We start from the raw sequence: 16,508 nt of genomic DNA, 5'->3' as shown, positions 1-16,508 counted from the left end.
CCGGTCGCCGGCCCGCTCCCCGCCCCTCGACAGTCACCTCACTCCGGCGATTCCGGGTCGTCGACCCAGCTGTAACACCGGAATCGGCCCTCGTCGTTGGTCAGCATCGACTCGGGGACGAAGCCGGCGTCGCCGCGGGACCCGACCGTCTCGCCGGAGCCGTCGTCGACGAACATCGCCTTCGCGGGCAGACGGAACGAGATTTCCAACTCCCCACGATGGCTCTCGTCGGGGTCGAACGAGAGGTCGACGGCCTTCGGGCCGACGCCGAGGGTGGTGACTCCTTCGTCGGTCTCGATGCCGAGGTCGTGACTGGCCAGCGCGCCGGCGATGGCTTCTGCCACCTCGCGCATCTCCTCCCGGTCGGTCTCGGTCGAGAGGTCGAACGAGCCGTCCGGTTCGATCTCTCCCTCCTCGACAGTGATCGTCGGGTACTGGAGTTCCTCCTCCGGCAGGGCGTGGCCAGGATCGTCAGCCTCCGGGAGGCTCTCGTCCCCCGGCGCGTCGTCGCTCATAGCGTCGACTCTCGGGCGCGGCGACGAGAAGCTTCGGATCCGGGCCAGCCGTCGCACTTTTCCCCGTCGGTTCGGTAGCTGTCGTACTCGATGTATTCGGAGACGACAGCGGCCGGCCGCGTGTTCGCGCGTCGCGGCGGCGGTTCTAGCGCTGGGGCGACGGGGGTCGGAAGATGAGCGAGCAATCCTCGAAGCCTGTGATCACGCTCTCGAACCGGGCAGACGACCGGATCGCGTCGATTCTCGACGACGAGGGGTACGACCCGTCGACAGCCGGCCTGCGCGTCGCCGTGGAGCGTGGCGGCTGTGCGGGGCTCTCCTACAGATTCGGGCTGGCTGCCTCGCCCGCGGAAGATGATGTCGTCGACAACCGCCACGGCGTCCGGGTGTTCGTTGACCCGGCAGCCGTGGCCTACGTCGAGGGGACCGATATCGACGTGACCCAGTCGGCACACGGGAAGGGGTTCAAAGTCGAGAACCCGAACGCCGAGGAGCAGTGTGGCTGTGGCCTCTCGTTCAGGTAGTCGGCCCGCGGCGGGCCGCAGTCAGCAGAAGGGGGTGCGGATTAGCTGATGAACTCGTTGTCCCGCCAGTTGACGCCGCCGTCCTCGCCGTTGCCCTGCCGTGGGTTCTCGACGACTTCGACGCTCGCGGGGAGCTCCTCGCCCTCGACGATGCGGACCGCCTGGAGATCGCTGTCCTTCTCGAGGACGGCAGTCAGGGTGCCCTTCTCGGAGATGAGCGCGAGTTCGCGCAGCACGAGGAACATCGGGAAGCGCAGCGCGCTGTTCTGGAGCACCGTCTCGCGGTCGCCCTTGAAGCAGGCGAACTCCACGAGTTCGGAGGGGATCTCCTCCTCTTCCTCCTCGCCCCAGGTAGGGGCGGTCTTGGGTGGCTCTTCCTCGTAGACGCGTGTCTCGGAAACGCTGGCTTTCAGCTGTGCCGTGGGCGTGTACTTCCCGATGTCGGCCTCTTCGGCGACCGCTTTCAGGATGAGCGTGTTGTTGCGCCGCGTGAGCTCGACGTCGTCGAGTTCGGGCGGGAGCTCGGGATCTTCGAGGAACTCTTCGAGATCTTCGAGCGGCAGTTCGAGGGTCGAGTGGAGTCGGAATACGCGACCATTCATTTGTGGGGTGATGGGTGGGTTGGTGTGGGAGTACCGCGGCCGGCGGGCCGCGGAGCCGCAAGTACGTCGGTTAGTAGGCGGGCGAGGCTTTTAGCTGTTGTTGCCCGCGGTTCAGGCGTCGACGCGGACGGTCTCGGCGAGCTCGTCGCGCTCCTCGAGCTCCGCAAGAATGTCGCTCCCGCCGACGAACTCGCCATCGACGAACGTCTGTGGGATCGTCTCCCAGTCGGACTCCTCCTCGAGCACCGACCGGTACAGCCCAAGCGCCGGCAGTACGTCGATGGTCTCGAACTCCGCGCGGTACTGCGAAATCAGCTGAACCGCGCGCTGGGAGTAGCCACACTGGGGCATCAGCCGGTTCCCCTTCATGAACAGGACGACCTCGTTCTCGTCGATAGCGGCTTCGACCCGCTCACGGACGTCCTCTTCGGTAAGTTCGCTCTGGGAGCTCATGTCGGTAGGGAGTAGGGCGCTGGCGCGGATAACGGTTGCGCCGCGGGGACGGTAGCCTTTAACCCTCGGCCCGTGAACCGTTCTGTATGAGCGCGGCCGAGTTCGACCTCAGCGAAGACGAGCGGCGTGCGCTGGAGCTTGTCCGGGATTCCGGCGGGATCTACCAGAGCGACTTCTGGAAGGAACTGGACATCTCCTCGCGCAAGGGAAGCCGCATCGCGGAATCCCTCGCCGAACAGGACCTGATCCAGCGCGAGGAAGCGGTGTACAGCGGGCACAACACGTATCTGCTGAAACCCCGGACCCGTGACCTGGAGTTCTCGCTGCTGATGGCCGGGGACATGCTGACCCCCTTCATCGGCGAAGAGGAGGTCGATCCCCAGTCCGAGGCGTTCTCGAACTGGTTGATGACGCTGGCGTACGAGGAGTACTGACCGATCACGGCTCGTGACCTCGAGCGACCTCCGTGTCGCGAGTACGGCGCCTATGCCGTGGTCGTGTACTGACCGATCACGTTCACGGGAGCGAAGCTCCCGTTAGCCAACCAGAAATCGGAGATTTCTGGTGACGGCACGTGACCAGCAGCCGACCCTGTGTCGGCTGCTCGGAGCCTATGCCGTGATCGTGTACTGAACTAATGAATCACGGCGCGCGATTGCGCCGTGACCATTTCTCCGAAAACCATCCACCCAGCGATGGCTACGCCTCGGACACGCGGTAGTACATCCCCTTCGACGCCGGCGCACTCCGCTCGAACCCCCACTGCTCGTAGAAACCATCCACGTCCGCCAGAAGGTTCACGTACGCCTGCGAAGGGGCGTTCTCGCCGATCCAGTCCATCAACGCGTCCATCATCCGGCTTCCCAGCCCCTGTCCCTGATGATCGGGGTGGACGACCATGTCGCAGATGTGAAACACGGCGCCACCATCGCCGACGATTCGGGCCATCCCGACCGTCTCGCCGGCATCGTCGACGACCGAGACGGCGTACACGCTGTTCGGCAGTCCTCGTTCCACTCCTTCGCGCGAGCGCTCGCTCATTCCCGCGGCGGCGCGGAGTTCCAGAAATCGACTGACCGTCGGCGGCGACTCGCGGAGTTCGTACTCCATCGCCGCCTTACTCCTCGCTGCCTTCTTCCGCGTCTTCGTCGTCCTCGGGTTCGTCCTCGGCCAGCAGGTCGCGCTCCGCGAGGTGCGCCTCGATCTCCTCATCGGGCAACTGAACGTACTCCTCGGTCTCGACGTCGATGGTGGCGAGGTCGACGCCCTCGGGGGTCATCTCCTCGTCGTCGACGACCGTGAGCGCCGAGAGCGCGAGGTCGACGCCGTCCTCCAGGGTCATCTCCTCCTCGTACTCGGCTTCGAGGTGGTCCCGGATCTCCGAGCGGTTCGCGCCCACGGAGAGCGCCTGCCACTCGTAGGGCGTGCCGCTGGGGTCACACTCGAACAGGCGCGGGCGCCCGTTCGTGACGCCGCCGACGATCAGCGAGACGCCGAACGGCCGCGCGCCGCCGTACTGGGTGTACTGCTGGACGAAGTCCGTCACCGTCTTCGCCAGCGTCTCGACGGTGATCGGCTCGCCGTAGCGCAGTCGGTTGGTCTGGGCCTCCCGCCGGGCCACGTCGATCAGTTTCCGTGCGTCGGCGACGTGGCCGGCGCTGGCGATGCCGATGTGGCCGTCGGCCTTGTGGAGCTTCTCCACCGAATCCGGCTCGATCATCTCAGAGCGGCGGCGCTTGTCCGCCGCCAGCACGACGCCCTCCGGGGTCCGGACGCCGACGCTGGGGCTGCCGCGCTTGACCGCCTCGCGAGCGTACTCGACCTGGTAGAGCCGCCCGTCGGGCGAGAAGATAGTGATACCGCGGTCGTAGGCCTGCTGTTGTTGTCCTTGCATGATTACTCGCAGTCGTGAACGGTCGCGCCGAGCCACCCCGTCGGCGTCTCGACGTCGACGGCGCCGTCCCGGCGGTGAGCCGGATGGTCGGCACCCTCGAACGTGACCTCTTCCTGTGTCGAACTGCCGGCTGGATCGCCTAAATAGCTTTCCGAAGCGGCGTCGACGCTGCCCGAGACGCCGGTAAGCCGGAGCCCGATGGGGTGGCCGTTCACCTCGTCGACGCAGGCCAACGCTGCACGCGCGGCCTCGACCTCGCCCCGGCGGACTCGGACGATGGCGCCGCCGGTCCCCTCCGCAACGTCGTAGCGCAGGAGGCGGAGGTCGGCGTCGGCGCTGCCCGGGTCCCCGAGCAGGTTCTGCCCGGCGTACCAGAGTTCGCGCTGGAACGCCCGGCGGCCGATATCGGCGTCGGGCCAGGTCTCCACCGCGACGGCGAGGTAGCGCCAGCGTGGCTGGAGATGCTTGGGGAGGTGCTTCATCGGTCGGCGACGAGCACCCCGTACTGGTCGCTCACGAGCGTCACATTCGAAACGGAGAATCCGGCGTCGGTCAGGGTCTCGAGTAGCACGCCGACGGTCGCGGGGTCGTCGACCTCGGGCGAATACTGCTCCTCACCCTCGGGAATCGCCGCAGAGAGCATCACGTCGCCAAGCACGAACCGCCGCGGTTCGAGCGCGGCGATTGTCTCGATAGCCTCGCGCTTCTCCTCGTCCGCGAGGTGGTGCATCGCGAAGTTCGAGACCACCACGTCGACGTCCGCGTCGACGTTCGGCGTGCGGAATCGGCCCTCGCCGAAGCTGACGTTTTCGTGGCCGCCGGCCTCGGCCTTCTGGCGGGCCTCCGCGAGCATCCCCTCGCTGATGTCCCGGCCGAGCACGCGACCCGCGTCGGGTGCGAGTGCGAGCGCGATGGCGCCCGTGCCGGTGCCCAGATCGAGCACCGTCTCCTCCGGTCCGGGGTCGGCTCCCTCGATCACCAGCGACGCACAGGCGCCGTACTCGTCGCTGTCCTGCTGTTCGTCGTACTCCGCGGCGACCGCGGAGAAGCGGGCGGCGTGGTCCTCGATAGAGCGCTTCATTCTTCTTCCCGTCCACGTTTGACGCCCGGGGAGATGAACGACTCGGACAGGCGCTCCCGATTGCGCGCCGCAAGCCGGCCCCACTCGGCCAGTCCCTCGCGGACACCGTCGGCACCGAGGCCGATCTGTTCGCCCACCGCCGCCAGCTCTCGGGGCGCGCGCAGCCGGAGGTGTGACGCAGGCGTCGCGCTCACCACGTACGGCGCGTCGTAGTAGTCGATCAGCTCCCGGAGCTTTCGGAGCTTTCGGAGCCGTCGCACCCGTGTCCCGCCGTCGTCGCGTAACACTGGGCCGAGGTCGAACTCGATGCGCACGTCGTGGGCGACTGCCTCCTTCACCAGCACGTGGTTCACGTCACCCTCGCCGTCGAACGGCTTCGTAAGCACGTCGACGCGGTCCTGCTCGACTGCGAAGCGGTTGAGTGCGTCCGTGCCGCCGTGGACCAGCAGCACGACGCACTCGCTCCGGTGGTTCCCGATGGCGCCGCTCGCGCGCTCCGGGTCCTGCGCGTCGATTTCGACGCCCCGAACCACGTCGATGTTGTGGCGCCCGGCGAGTTCCCCAGGGTCGTACTCGGCCTCGCGCGTGCGGACGACGACGCCCTCGAAGCCGAACTCCGCGGCGGTTTTGACCTGCCGTGCGGCCGTCGACTGGCCCACAGGATGGGCGTAGACAGCCTCGAACGGGCCGAACTCCTCGCTTCCGTCCACGTTCCTGTCACCACCCTCCCCACCGTCGTCGCTCACGGTTCGAACCCCTCCGGATCCGCGGCCGCGTCGGCGACGTTCACCGCGGCGACGTTCTCGGCCACGTCGTGGACGCGGATGATATCGGCGCCGTTGCGCGCCGCGATGGCGGTGGCGGCGATGGTGGAGTTCGGCGCGGCGCCGGCCTGCTCGCCCGTCAGTCCGAACATCGACTTGTGGGAGTGGCCGAACAGCAGCGGACAGCCCAGCGCCTCGAACTCCGCGAGGCGGTCGAGCAGTTCGAACCCCTCGCGTGCGGTCTTCCCGAAGCCGATTCCGGGGTCGATGATCACCTGCTCGCGGTCGACGCCGGCCTTCTCGGCGGCCAGCAGGCGGTCGCCGAGTTCGCGGATCGTCTCCTCGACCACGTCGTCGTAGTGGATCTCGTTCTCGGGGTCGACCGGCGCCTCGATGGAGTGCATCAGCACGACCGGCACGCCCGTCTCGGCGGCGACGCGGCGCATTTCTGGGTCCTGCAGCCCCTCAACGTCGTTGAGCACGTCGGCGCCGGCGTCGATGACTGCGCGAGCCACCTCGGGTCGGCGTGTGTCGACCGAGATGGGGACCTCCAGATCGGCCAGTTCTTCGACGACCGGGACCACCCGGTCGAGTTCCTCCTCGATCTCGACGGGGTCGGCGCCCGGCCGGGTGCTTTCGCCACCCACGTCGATCACGTCGGCGCCGGCGTCGATCATCGCCTCCGCTCGTGCAACGGCATCCTTGATCCGCTCGTACCGGCCGCCGTCGTGGAACGAGTCGGGCGTGACGTTCAGGATCCCCATCACGACGGTTCGGTCCTGGGGCCACGGGAGATTCCGGTCCGGTTCGCTGTGCTGGATCCCCAACCGCGCCCGGATCTCTTCGCCAAGTTCCGAGAGCCCCCAGGGCTGGCCCTGAAGCTTCTCGGCGAGGCGTTTGAACTGCGCCATCGTCCCCGAGAGCACCACGTCGTGGAGCTCGCCGCCGGTGCGGAGCGCCGACGCCGAGCACTCGCCGTCGAGGGAAAGCATCTCCTGTTTGAGATACTCGGCCTGGCGCTCCTGGACCCGGGTGTGGAGCACGCGGTGGTCGGCCTTCCCGCGCATCCGCCAGATCCCGGGCTCTGAGACCTGCGCCTCCCGCAGGACGCTCTCGGCGTCGTCGACGGAGTCGACCCGTTTGGGGATCTGGAGTCGGGTCCACGTTGCTCGGGCCTCGGCGATGGCGTAGAGCGAGCCAGTAACCAGAACCGCGTCCTCCTCGTCGGCGGCCTCGCGCGCCAGCGAGAGCGCGTTCGCGACCGATCCCGTCACCGTCACCGCGTCGTAGTCGGCTTCCTCGAACGTGCGGCCGAGCACCTCGGGGTCCTCCGCGCGGTCGATGGAGGGCGCACAGGTCGTCACCGTCGCGTCGTCGGGCAGCGCCGCCGCCATCGCGGCGGTGTCCTTGTCGTGCATCGCGGCGACGACGAGGTGGCAGTCGTCGTAGTCGAACGTCGAGAGCGTCCCTGAGACCGTCTCGCAGGCCTCGGGGTTGTGCGCGCCGTCGAGCACCGTCAGCGGCGCCTGCGCCATCACCTCGAAGCGGCCGGGCCAGTCCGCGCGGGCGAGGCCGCGGGCCAGTTCGTCAGTGCCGACCTGGACGTCGAGCGCCTCACCGACCTGCCGGGCCAGCACGCAGGCGATCCCGGCGTTCATCGCCTGATGCTCGCCGAGCAGCGGGATCTGGGCGTCGACGGCCCAGTCGTCGGCCGCCACGCTGACCGCGGCCTGCTGGTGGCTCACCCGGCCCTCGTAGGCGACAGTCACGTCCGGATGCGCGCCGCTGGCGGCAGATCCGCCGCCAGCGTGATCTACGTCCTCGGTCGCCCCCTCGCCCTTCCAGTCGTCGGTGCCGACAGTGATCACGCCGCTGGCGCCGACGCGACCCGCAACGTCCCGGACCGTCGAGAGGGCCGCGCCCTCCGTGCCGGTCACGAGGCGGCGGCCCTCCGGAGCCACGTGGGTTTTCGTCTCCGCGATCTCCTCGACAGTCTCGCCGAGAACGCTGGTGTGTTCCAGCGAGACGTTCGTGACCGCGCTCGCGACCGGATCGACGACGGAGGTGGCGTCGAGTTCGCCGCCGAGGCCGACTTCGAGGACGGCCACGTCGACGTCCCGGCGCTCGAACTGCCAGATCCCCATCGCGGTGACGACTTCGAAGAACGTCAGCGGCGCGCCCTCGGCGGCGCGGTCGACCAGCCACGGTTTGGCCTGCTCGACGAACGCGGCGACCGCGGAGCGGGGGATCGCCCGGCCGTCGACGCGGATGCGCTCGGCCATCGCCTCGAGGTGGGGTGAGCTGTAGAGCCCCACCGAGAGGCCGGCCTGCCGGAGCGCTGACTCGACCATGCGCGCGGTGCTCCCCTTCCCGTTGGTGCCGGCGACCTGGACGTAGGCGGGCCCCGACCCGGCGTGGGGGTCCTCGCCGGCTCCTTGTGCCGGCAAGCCTGCGTCGACCGCCGCGAGCAGGTCCCGTACGGACTCGACCCCGGGGTCCACGCCGAACCGCCGGAGGTCGAACAGGAAGTTCGCGGCCTCGTGGTACTGCATGGGCGACGTTGCGACCGGTGGGCGTTTGGCCGTTTCGGACGAGCGCGGGGTTGCCGGAACCGGCCCTACCCCCAACTGTCGATCTCGCTTGGGTGGCCGAGTGGGACCGCTCGCGTGGTTTCATCGGTGTGGATCAGCGCGTCGAAGGCGTCGGTGAGCACCATCTCGGGTTCGAACTCGTTTCGGGGGTAGCCACCGCCGAAGCTGCGGAACAGTCGCCCCGTGCGAAGGAAACTGTCGAGTGGGGTGTCGTCTGTGGCGTCCCGAACGTCGAGGAACAGTGGCGAGCCGTCGATCCGGGCGAGCGTCGCGCCGATCGAGCCTTCCGAGGCCGCTTCAACGGAGCAATCTCGGAGGCCGAACTCGTCGTCGTCCTGCGCCATTGCTTGGAACGAGCCCCCGGTGAAGGAGAACCCCAGCGCGGCGTAGTCGTCGCCGTAGCGGTCGGCGAGATGCTGCCCCGTCTGCTTGACTTCCTCCCCGTCCAGTTCGGACGGCACGCGCTGGACGTGGGTGTTGTGTGCCCAGACCGCGATCCGATCGTGGCGGCTCGCGTCGAGCAGCCGGTCGACGCCGTCGGCCATCGCGCGGTTCCGGATACGGCCTCCCTCGACGACCGAGTCAGCGTCGCGCATCTCCACCGTGTCAGCCATGGTCGCGAGGTGGAGTTCCGCGCGCTGAACGGCCCGCTCCGAGGTCGCGTCGACGTACTCGCCCCGCCGTTCGTCGAGTCGCTCGCGGAGGGCGTCGACGGACGCCCTCGCGTGGTCGATCCGCGGGTCCAGTATCTCGTCGTCGTGTTCGTGATCCAGCCCCCAGTCCGCCATCATTTCCAGAGTCTCGCGATGCTCCGCCAGCAACTCCGTGTCCGCATCCGCGAGGAACGGCTGGAGTGCCTTCGCCCCGCCGACGACGTGCTGTGAGTCGAAGCCAAAGAAGCGCACCTGCTCTTCCCGAGACCGGCCCTCGTTGAACGCCCGCATCCATTCCACCAGATCCCGGAGTTCGGCCACGTACCACGGCCAGAAGTACGTCGCCGCCAGCGCGTCGGCTGCCGAGTCGGGGGCGTCGTCGGCACCGCGAACGTAGCGATCCACCGCCAGCGTCTCGGAGTAGTTGGCCTCCAAGCCGAACAACCGGAACCCGTGATCTTCGACGAGCCGGCGGAACAGGGCCGCTTTCAGCCGGAAGTGTTCGTGTGTGCCGTGGGTTGCCTCGCCCATGCCGACCACGGTGCTGTCGGCTAGCGCGTCGGCGACAGGCTCAAGATCGGCCGCGGAATCCCCGGCTAGCACGGTCGCGTGATCTCGAAGCGCGTCGAGGGTTCGGACGTCTCGGGAGGAGGTCATGTAGCCGACTGACCGGTCGGTTGGGCAAAGCTGTTGGGGATCCGAGGAGCGCCCACCCACTCCCACACTCCGCTAGCCACGTCGGCCGCCTCCGGTCGCTTTATCGCCTCCCGCGCAAAACCCCAGCCGTGTCAACCACTGACGATCCGCTGTCGTGGGCGCGGGAGTATACGCCGGTGCTCCAGTCCCTCGGCGACGAGTACGACGACGAGGAACCGCTCGCGGGCTACACCATCGGCCTCGCGACCCACATGGAGGCGGTTTCGGGCTGTCTGGTCGAGACGCTGGCCCGCGCGGGCGCGGAGGTGCTGTTCACCGCCTCCGAGCCACAGTCGACCCACGGCGATGTGGTCCAGTATCTCGACGATCAGCCGGGGATCACCGCGTTCGTGCGCGAGGGGATGTCCGACGCGGAGTTCGACGAGGCTCAGCACGAACTGCTGGAGCGCGAACCGGACTTCCTGCTCGACGACGGCTGTGAACTGATCGCGAAGGTCCACGACGAGCACCCAGAGATTGCGAAGCAGATCCTCGGCGGCGGCGAGCAGACCACCGCCGGCATCACCCGCGCGGAGGCGATGGAGCGTGACGGCGTGCTGGAGTTCCCCGTCTACAGCGTGAACGACACGCCGATGAAGCATTTCTTCGACAACGTCCACGGCACCGGCGAGTCCGCGCTGGTGAACGTCTCCATCACGACCAACACCGTGATCACCGGCCAGACGGTCGTCGTCGCCGGCTACGGCTACTGCGGCCGCGGCATCGCTCGAAAGGCCCGCGGCCTCGGCGCCCAGACGGTCGTCACGGAGGTCGAACCGCGGAAAGCGCTGCAAGCCCACATGGACGGCCACCGCGTGCTGTCGATGCCCGAGGCCGCCGAAATCGGCGACATCTTCATCACCAGCACGGGCACCCGCGACGTGATCCGGCGCGAGCACTTCGAGGCGATGCAGGACGGGGCCCAGTTGGCCAACGCCGGCCACTTCGACGTGGAAATCGACCTCGACGGGCTCGCGGAGTACGCCGAATCGGTCAGCGAGCCACGCGAGGGGATCACCCGGTACACGACGCCCGACGGCCGCCACCTGAACCTCCTCGCGGACGGCCGGCTGGTGAACCTCACCGGCCCGGCCAGCGACGGCCACCCCGCAGAGATCATCGACACCACCCACGCGATGATGTTCGTCGCCGCCGACGATCTGCTGACCCGGGACCACGACCTCGGGCCGGGGCTGTACGCCATCCCCGACCGCCTCGACCGCCAGATGGCTGAGCGAAAGCTCGAGACGCTCGATATCGACACCGACGCCGTCACCGAGAAACAGGTCGCGTACGCGGAGGACTGGCGCAACGAAGGCAGCGCGTTCTGAGCCGGTTCAGAACGTGCCGACGCCCGTCGAGGAGAGCGCAACTGCGCCGACGACCACCGCGACGGCGAGCGCGACTGCGGCCCAGTCCCGAACAGCAAAGGCGGACTCGCGGTAGAACGTCCGTTCCCGACGCGTGTCGAACCCGCGGGCCTCCAAGGCCATCGACTGGGTCTCGACGTTTCTGAACGCGGTCATGAACACCGGGATCAGTAGCGGCACGAAGTTCCGGATGCGCTCGATGGGGTTGCTGGCCGAGAGATCCAGTCCCCGGGCCTCCTGTGCCTGCCGGACGGTGCCGGCGGCGCCGAGGAAGGTTGGGAACAGGCGCAGCGCGGTCCCCACGGCGAAACAGAACGCGTAGGGGATCCCCAGCCCGCGCATCCCGCGGACCAGTTCCTCGTTGGCCGTCGTCGAGATGTACGCCAACCCCGTGACGACAAACGTCGCGATGCGGAGCGAGCGCCCCAACGCGAACAGGAGTTGGTCCAGTGTCAGCAGTATGGGTCCGGCGTCGACAAGCGTCGGGCCGCTCGGCTCGACGAAGTTCGGCCAGAGCACCAGCCCCACGACGAACAGCGCCACGAGGATGAACCAGATGCGCTTGAGGTTGCGCCAGCCGCCGCCTGCCAGCAGCCCAGCGAACGCGACGACCAGCGGGATAGCGATGTACTCCGGCCGGCCGAACACGTACGCTGGCACGAACAGCGCCAGCGAGAGCGCGAGCTTCGAGCGCGGGTCCAGCCGGTGCAGCAGCGAGTCGCCGTCGACGTACAGCGAGGTGGAATCGCTCACTGTTCACCTCCGCTGTAGACACCCTCACCGCCGAGCGCGGTCACCAGTTCCTCGGCAGTGAGCGCCGGCGCATCGTCGTCGTCGCGGACGTGGTTGGCTAACTCCGTCGGGTGCGGTGCGACGAGGTCGTACTGCGCCAGCAGCGACTCGTCGGCGAACAGGTCGCGGGTCGCGCGGTCGTAGGCCACACGGCCGTCCTGCATGACGACGGTCCGCGGCGCGTAGCGCGCCACCGTCGCCATGTCGTGGGTCACCATCACCACGGTCAGCCCCTCCTCGCGGTTGAGTTTCCCCACGAGGTCCATGAACTGGCGCTGCTGGGCGGCGTCGAGGCCGGTCGTCGGCTCGTCGAAGACGATCACCTCGGGGTCGGTCGCGAGGATGCCCGCGAGCGCGACCCGCTGGCGCTGGCCCTTCGAGAACGAGAACGGGTCCTCATCGTCGAGGCCGTCGAGTTCGACCGTTTCGAGCGCGTGGTCGACCCGCCGGTCCAGTTCTTCGCCCTCGAGTCCGAAGTTCTCGGGGCCAAACGCGACCTCCTCGCGCACGGTGTCGGCGAAGATCTGGTGGTCGGGGTTCTGGAACACGTAGCCGACCTCGCGGCCGATCTCGGACATCCGGTAGTCCGGCACCGACCGCCCCTTGTAGGTCACGTCGCCGGCGTCGGCCGCGTGGAGGCCGTTGAAGTGCTTCGCGAGGGTGGTCTTCCCGGACCCGTTGTGGCCCACGAGCGCGACCACTTCGCCCTCCCTGACGGCCATATCGACGCCGTCGACGGCGGTGACGGGGCCACGGTCGGTCTCGTAGGCGTACTCCACGTCGTTGAGTTCGAACAGCATCTCGCCCGTTTCGGCACCCGTCCCCGCAGGCGCCTGCTCGGGGTTCTTCGGGCCCGTGTAGGTCAGATCGCTCGCGCGAACCTGCTCGGCGGCCGTTTTCGGGACCAGTGGCAGGTCCTCGTCGGGCCAGCCGAGTGCGTCGAACGCCTCGACAAGCGGCGGTACCGCGACGCGCGCCTCGCGGAGCGCTTCAACGTCGGTGAACACCTCCTGCAGCGGGCCGGAGCGGAACGCCTTCCCGCCTTTCAGCAGCACCGCGCGGTCGGCTAACAGCGCCTCCTCGATCTTGTGGGTCACCATGACGATTGTCTCCGGGCCGCTCCAGCCCTGCCCCTCCTGCTCGGAGAGGCGGGTGACCACGTCGACGATGTCGCGAGTGCCTTTGGGGTCGAGGTCGGAGGTCGGCTCGTCGAGGACGAGCAGGTCGGGTCGCGTGGCGGCGACACCAGCGAAGACGAGGCGCTGTTTCTGGCCGCCGGAGAGTCCCGAAGGCTCCCGCCGTCGGTCGAGGTCCGGGAGCCCCACGAGGGAGAGCGACTCGTCGATCCGCGGGCCGATATCCTCCGGCGGGACCGCGAGGTTCTCGGGGCCGAAGGCGACTTCGGCCTCGACGCTGGTCCCGAACAGCTGTGACTCGTAGTCCTGCAGCACCATCCCGGCGTCGTGGGCCATCTCGCTGACCCGGGTCTGGGTGGCATCGCGGCCGAGTACGTTGACCTCGCCCCGGAACGAGCCGTCGATGAAGTCGGGGATGATGGCGTTGAGCGTGCGCAGCATCGTCGACTTGCCGCCGCCGCTGGCGCCCATCACGACGGTGAAGGAGCCGGCGGGCACGTCGAGGTCGAGCCCCCGGAGCACCGGCCCCTCGCGGTCGTCGGGATCGGCGTCGGCGGACAGGTCGGCGGTATCGAGATCCGCGCCCCGGTCGTAGGAGAAGACGACGTCCCGGAGTCGCGCCGCGATACCGTCACTGGAAGTCATCGGTTCGAGAAGTGGGAGGGTCGCGGTTATGCGTTACCCTTCCGGTCAGTTCCGGCGGATCTGGGAGAAGCGCTCACGCGCCAGGAAGCTGAACGCGAACAGGCTGAGGAAGCCGACCGCGCCAAGCGCCATCTGGATGGTGGAGCCGCCCTGATTGAACACCGACCCCATCGAGACGAAGAAGCCGAACCCTTCGACGCCCACGCCGATGGCGACGCCGATGACGACCCAGAGGATCGCCGTCGCGGCGACGCCGTAGCCGCCGAGCGTCGAGCGCGCGCCGGCACTGGTGTCGTAGTCCTCGCTGCGGAGCACGTCGGGGTAGAGCAGGCCCATCTCCTTGATCCGCGGGTAGACGAGGTAGAGCAGCGGCGGCCCGAGCACCGCCGAGGCGAGCGTGTTGTTGATCGTGACAATGGTCGCGAACACCGAGAACGGGAACAGGCCGAGGATGTCGAGCCACCAGGCGATGATGGCCGCACACGCCGTCGAGCCGACGACGGCGATGATGACGTACTCGACGAGCTGACGCCCCGAGTTCCCGCGGAAGTCGGGCTCCTCGCCGCTGGAGAGCGCGCCGAGGTTGCCCCACAGCCGGTAGGAGACGAAGCCGAACGCGAAGTTGCCGACGAAGCCGCCGAGGCTCCCGGCGCCGAACTGGCCGCTGAAAATGTCGCTGATGAGGTTGCCGATGGCGCTGCCCCAGGCCGCGGCCGGCCCGAACATGATGCCGAAGATGACCGGGAACACGTTCGCCGGGCGAACGCTGGTGAGGCCGGGGATGATGACGATGGCGTTGAACGGGATGAGTACCGCCGCGTACACCGCCGCCACCACCGCGGTGAGCATGATCATTCTCGTGTCGCGCCACATCGTAAGGAGCTCTCGCATGGACGGCTTGATGGATTGCACAGGGGAGCATAAACCCACCGGCGGAGGCAGACCCTCTATCCACGAACGTGGCCGTGAGAAGAACTCGCGCACCGAGCCAGAACGGCCCGAAACGGACCGTCAGTCGTGCCGGAACGCGCGCTGGCCGGTCATCACCATCGCCAGCCCCAGATCGTTCGCGGCCTCGATCACGTCGTCGTCGTTGACGGAGCCACCGGGCTGAATCACCGCCTCGACGCCCGCCTCGGCGGCCTCCTCGACGGCGTCCGGGAACGGGAAAAAGGCGTCCGAGGCGACGACGGCGCCCTCGGCGGACTTCCCCTCGGCGTCCTTCTCGGCCTTCATCGCCGCCAGCGTCACCGCGTCGACGCGGGAGACCTGCCCCATCCCGACCCCGACCGTCTCGGTGCCCGAGGCGATCAGGATGCCGTTGGACTTGACGTGTTTGAGCACCTTCCACGCGAACAGCATCGACTCGATCTGTTCGTCGGTGGGTTCGCGCTCGGTGACGACTTCGAGATCCTCGCGCGTGAGCGTCGAGCGGTCGCGCTCCTGTACGAGTCGCCCGCCCACGAGCGCCTTTTCCGTGAAGCGCTCGGTGCGGTCCTCGGGGCCGAGCGTGCCGTCCGTGCGGCCGCCCACGTCGAGCACGCGCAGATTTTTCTTCTCGGTCAGCACGTCCAGCGCGTCGTCGGTGTAGCCCGGCGCGACGACGACCTCCTTGAACGAGTCGACGATTTCGGTCGCCGTCTCCGCGTCGCACTCGCGGTTCAGCGCGACGATGCCGCCGAAGGCGGACTTGGCGTCGGTCGCCAGCGCGTCGCGGTAGGCGTCGGCGAGCGTGTCGGCGGTCGCACAGCCGGCGGGGTTGGTGTGCTTGATCACCGCGGCCGCTGGCTCCTCGAACTCCTTGATGAGGTTCAGCGCGCCGTCGGCGTCGTTGTAGTTGTTGTACGAGAGGGCCTTCGCACCCTCGTTGCGTTGGGGCGCGTGGACGACGCTTGGCTCCTCGCTCGCGTCGGCGGCGTACACCGCCGCGTCCTGATGGGGGTTCTCGCCGTATCGCAGCGAGTCCTCCCGGCGGTTCGAGATTGTGCGGCGCGCCGGCAGGTCCCCGCCCGTGTCGGCGTCGACAGTCACGTCGACGGGGCGACCCTGCTCGTCACGCTCGATATCGACTGCGCCCTCAGCGAACCACCGAATCGCTCGCGGGTACGCCTCGAACTCCGCCTCGTGGAGCACGCGCTCCTTCAGCGAGTCCTCGTCGTCGTCCTCGAACACCGGGACCGACTCCTGGGTGACGATGGGGCCCTCGTCGACGGCTTCCGTGGCGACGTGGATGGTCGCACCCGTCGTTCGAACGCCGGAGTCGACTACCTGCCCGTGGGCGTCGGCGCCGGGGAACGCGGGCAGCAGCGACGGGTGGACGTTGAGCACCGTCTCGACGCTGTCGAGGAATTCGGGGGTCAGGACGCGCATGAACCCGTCCAGACAGACCAGATCGAACTCGTGGTCGGCCAGTGCCTCGAGGATGCTGGCCTCGTGGTCCGCACGGGACTCCCCCTCGGCGCGCTCGACGGCGACGGCGGGAATGTCGCGCTCCGCGGCGGCGTCGAGGACGGGCGCGTTCTCCTTGTTCGCGACGACGACCGAGAGCTCGGCGCCGCCGGGCGAAATGTCCGCAATGTGCAGAAGGTTTCGGCCGCGGTTGCCCGCGATGCCGGCGATCTTCATGTGCGATGGGCGGGCCGAACGTGCAAAGAGCGTTGCGATCACGCGAGCCCCAGTACGCACGTTCGGGCACACATCCGGCCCGGTTCAGGCCGAAGTTGGCCGAACGTATGCACGGAGGTGCGACCTGCCACCGGTCGGCTCCGGCAGGGTTTTGTGACTCCCCCGGC

General features: G+C 68.3%; 17 protein-coding genes. 3 read left to right on the top strand and 14 right to left on the bottom strand.

The window, feature by feature from the left end:
- Window positions 1-38: 38 nt before the first annotated feature.
- Window positions 39-515 carry a hypothetical protein gene (locus J2753_RS07785; RefSeq protein ID WP_209491374.1) on the bottom strand — a complete coding sequence of 159 codons (477 nt, stop codon included), beginning with the start codon at window positions 513-515 and terminating at the stop codon, window positions 39-41.
- 173 nt (window positions 516-688) lie between these two features.
- On the opposite strand from J2753_RS07785, the gene J2753_RS07780 reads away from it, so the two are divergent.
- Window positions 689-1,039, top strand: a complete 351-nt coding sequence (locus J2753_RS07780; protein WP_209491373.1) for a HesB/IscA family protein — start codon at window positions 689-691, stop codon at window positions 1,037-1,039.
- Window positions 1,040-1,080: 41 nt separating this feature from the next.
- Here the strand turns inward: J2753_RS07780 and J2753_RS07775 are convergent, their stop codons facing one another.
- Window positions 1,081-1,641: a DUF7110 family protein gene (locus J2753_RS07775; protein WP_209491372.1), complete on the bottom strand. Its 561-nt coding sequence runs from the start codon at window positions 1,639-1,641 to the stop codon at window positions 1,081-1,083.
- A gap of 111 nt (window positions 1,642-1,752) precedes the next feature.
- Entirely contained in the window at window positions 1,753-2,094 is a 342-nt protein-coding gene (locus J2753_RS07770; protein ID WP_209491371.1) for a glutaredoxin family protein, read from the bottom strand.
- A gap of 86 nt (window positions 2,095-2,180) precedes the next feature.
- Between J2753_RS07770 and J2753_RS07765 the strand changes: the two genes are divergently transcribed.
- Window positions 2,181-2,528, top strand: a complete 348-nt coding sequence (locus J2753_RS07765) for a helix-turn-helix transcriptional regulator (RefSeq protein WP_209491370.1) — start codon at window positions 2,181-2,183, stop codon at window positions 2,526-2,528.
- A gap of 265 nt (window positions 2,529-2,793) precedes the next feature.
- Here the strand turns inward: J2753_RS07765 and J2753_RS07760 are convergent, their stop codons facing one another.
- The 7 genes from J2753_RS07760 to J2753_RS07730 form a co-directional block, all read right to left on the bottom strand.
- The gene (locus tag J2753_RS07760; protein WP_209491369.1) at window positions 2,794-3,204 is read right to left on the bottom strand and encodes a GNAT family N-acetyltransferase; all 411 of its coding nucleotides are present in this window, start codon (window positions 3,202-3,204) and stop codon (window positions 2,794-2,796) included.
- 7 nt (window positions 3,205-3,211) lie between these two features.
- On the bottom strand, window positions 3,212-3,988 hold the full coding sequence (gene psmA, locus J2753_RS07755) for an archaeal proteasome endopeptidase complex subunit alpha (RefSeq protein WP_209491368.1): 777 nt from the start codon (window positions 3,986-3,988) through the stop codon (window positions 3,212-3,214).
- Window positions 3,989-3,990: 2 nt separating this feature from the next.
- Complete coding sequence (locus J2753_RS07750; protein WP_209491367.1) at window positions 3,991-4,470, bottom strand: Rpp14/Pop5 family protein; 480 nt, start codon at window positions 4,468-4,470, stop codon at window positions 3,991-3,993.
- On the bottom strand, window positions 4,467-5,069 hold the full coding sequence (locus tag J2753_RS07745) for a class I SAM-dependent methyltransferase (RefSeq protein ID WP_209491366.1): 603 nt from the start codon (window positions 5,067-5,069) through the stop codon (window positions 4,467-4,469). Before J2753_RS07745 ends, J2753_RS07750 begins: the two co-directional genes overlap by 4 nt.
- Window positions 5,066-5,779, bottom strand: a complete 714-nt coding sequence (locus J2753_RS07740) for an RNase P subunit p30 family protein (protein WP_209491673.1) — start codon at window positions 5,777-5,779, stop codon at window positions 5,066-5,068. Before J2753_RS07740 ends, J2753_RS07745 begins: the two co-directional genes overlap by 4 nt.
- Before the next feature lie 32 nt (window positions 5,780-5,811).
- Window positions 5,812-8,385: a dihydropteroate synthase gene (gene folP, locus J2753_RS07735; protein ID WP_209491365.1), complete on the bottom strand. Its 2,574-nt coding sequence runs from the start codon at window positions 8,383-8,385 to the stop codon at window positions 5,812-5,814.
- Window positions 8,386-8,450: 65 nt separating this feature from the next.
- Window positions 8,451-9,734 (bottom strand): erythromycin esterase family protein, encoded by a 1,284-nt coding sequence (locus tag J2753_RS07730; protein ID WP_209491364.1) that lies wholly within the window; start codon window positions 9,732-9,734, stop codon window positions 8,451-8,453.
- Between the two features lie 128 nt (window positions 9,735-9,862).
- Between J2753_RS07730 and J2753_RS07725 the strand changes: the two genes are divergently transcribed.
- Window positions 9,863-11,104, top strand: coding sequence for an adenosylhomocysteinase (locus J2753_RS07725; protein ID WP_209491363.1), 1,242 nt, complete (start codon window positions 9,863-9,865; stop codon window positions 11,102-11,104).
- Window positions 11,105-11,110: 6 nt separating this feature from the next.
- Here J2753_RS07725 and J2753_RS07720 read toward each other — a convergent pair whose 3' ends face one another.
- The 4 genes from J2753_RS07720 to purH form a co-directional block, all read right to left on the bottom strand.
- Window positions 11,111-11,896, bottom strand: a complete 786-nt coding sequence (locus J2753_RS07720) for an energy-coupling factor transporter transmembrane component T family protein (protein ID WP_209491362.1) — start codon at window positions 11,894-11,896, stop codon at window positions 11,111-11,113.
- A complete protein-coding gene (locus J2753_RS07715) occupies window positions 11,893-13,716 on the bottom strand; it encodes an ABC transporter ATP-binding protein (RefSeq protein ID WP_209491361.1) in 1,824 nt (607 codons plus the stop codon). Before J2753_RS07715 ends, J2753_RS07720 begins: the two co-directional genes overlap by 4 nt.
- A gap of 45 nt (window positions 13,717-13,761) precedes the next feature.
- Window positions 13,762-14,607, bottom strand: coding sequence for a QueT transporter family protein (locus tag J2753_RS07710; protein WP_209491360.1), 846 nt, complete (start codon window positions 14,605-14,607; stop codon window positions 13,762-13,764).
- A gap of 120 nt (window positions 14,608-14,727) precedes the next feature.
- On the bottom strand, window positions 14,728-16,341 hold the full coding sequence (gene purH / locus J2753_RS07705; RefSeq protein WP_209491359.1) for a bifunctional phosphoribosylaminoimidazolecarboxamide formyltransferase/IMP cyclohydrolase: 1,614 nt from the start codon (window positions 16,339-16,341) through the stop codon (window positions 14,728-14,730).
- Window positions 16,342-16,508: the final 167 nt, after the last annotated feature.

This window comes from Halolamina salifodinae (assembly GCF_017874235.1).
Lineage (GTDB): Archaea > Halobacteriota > Halobacteria > Halobacteriales > Haloferacaceae > Halolamina > Halolamina salifodinae.
This window is presented reverse-complemented; position numbering and strand designations above follow the sequence as displayed.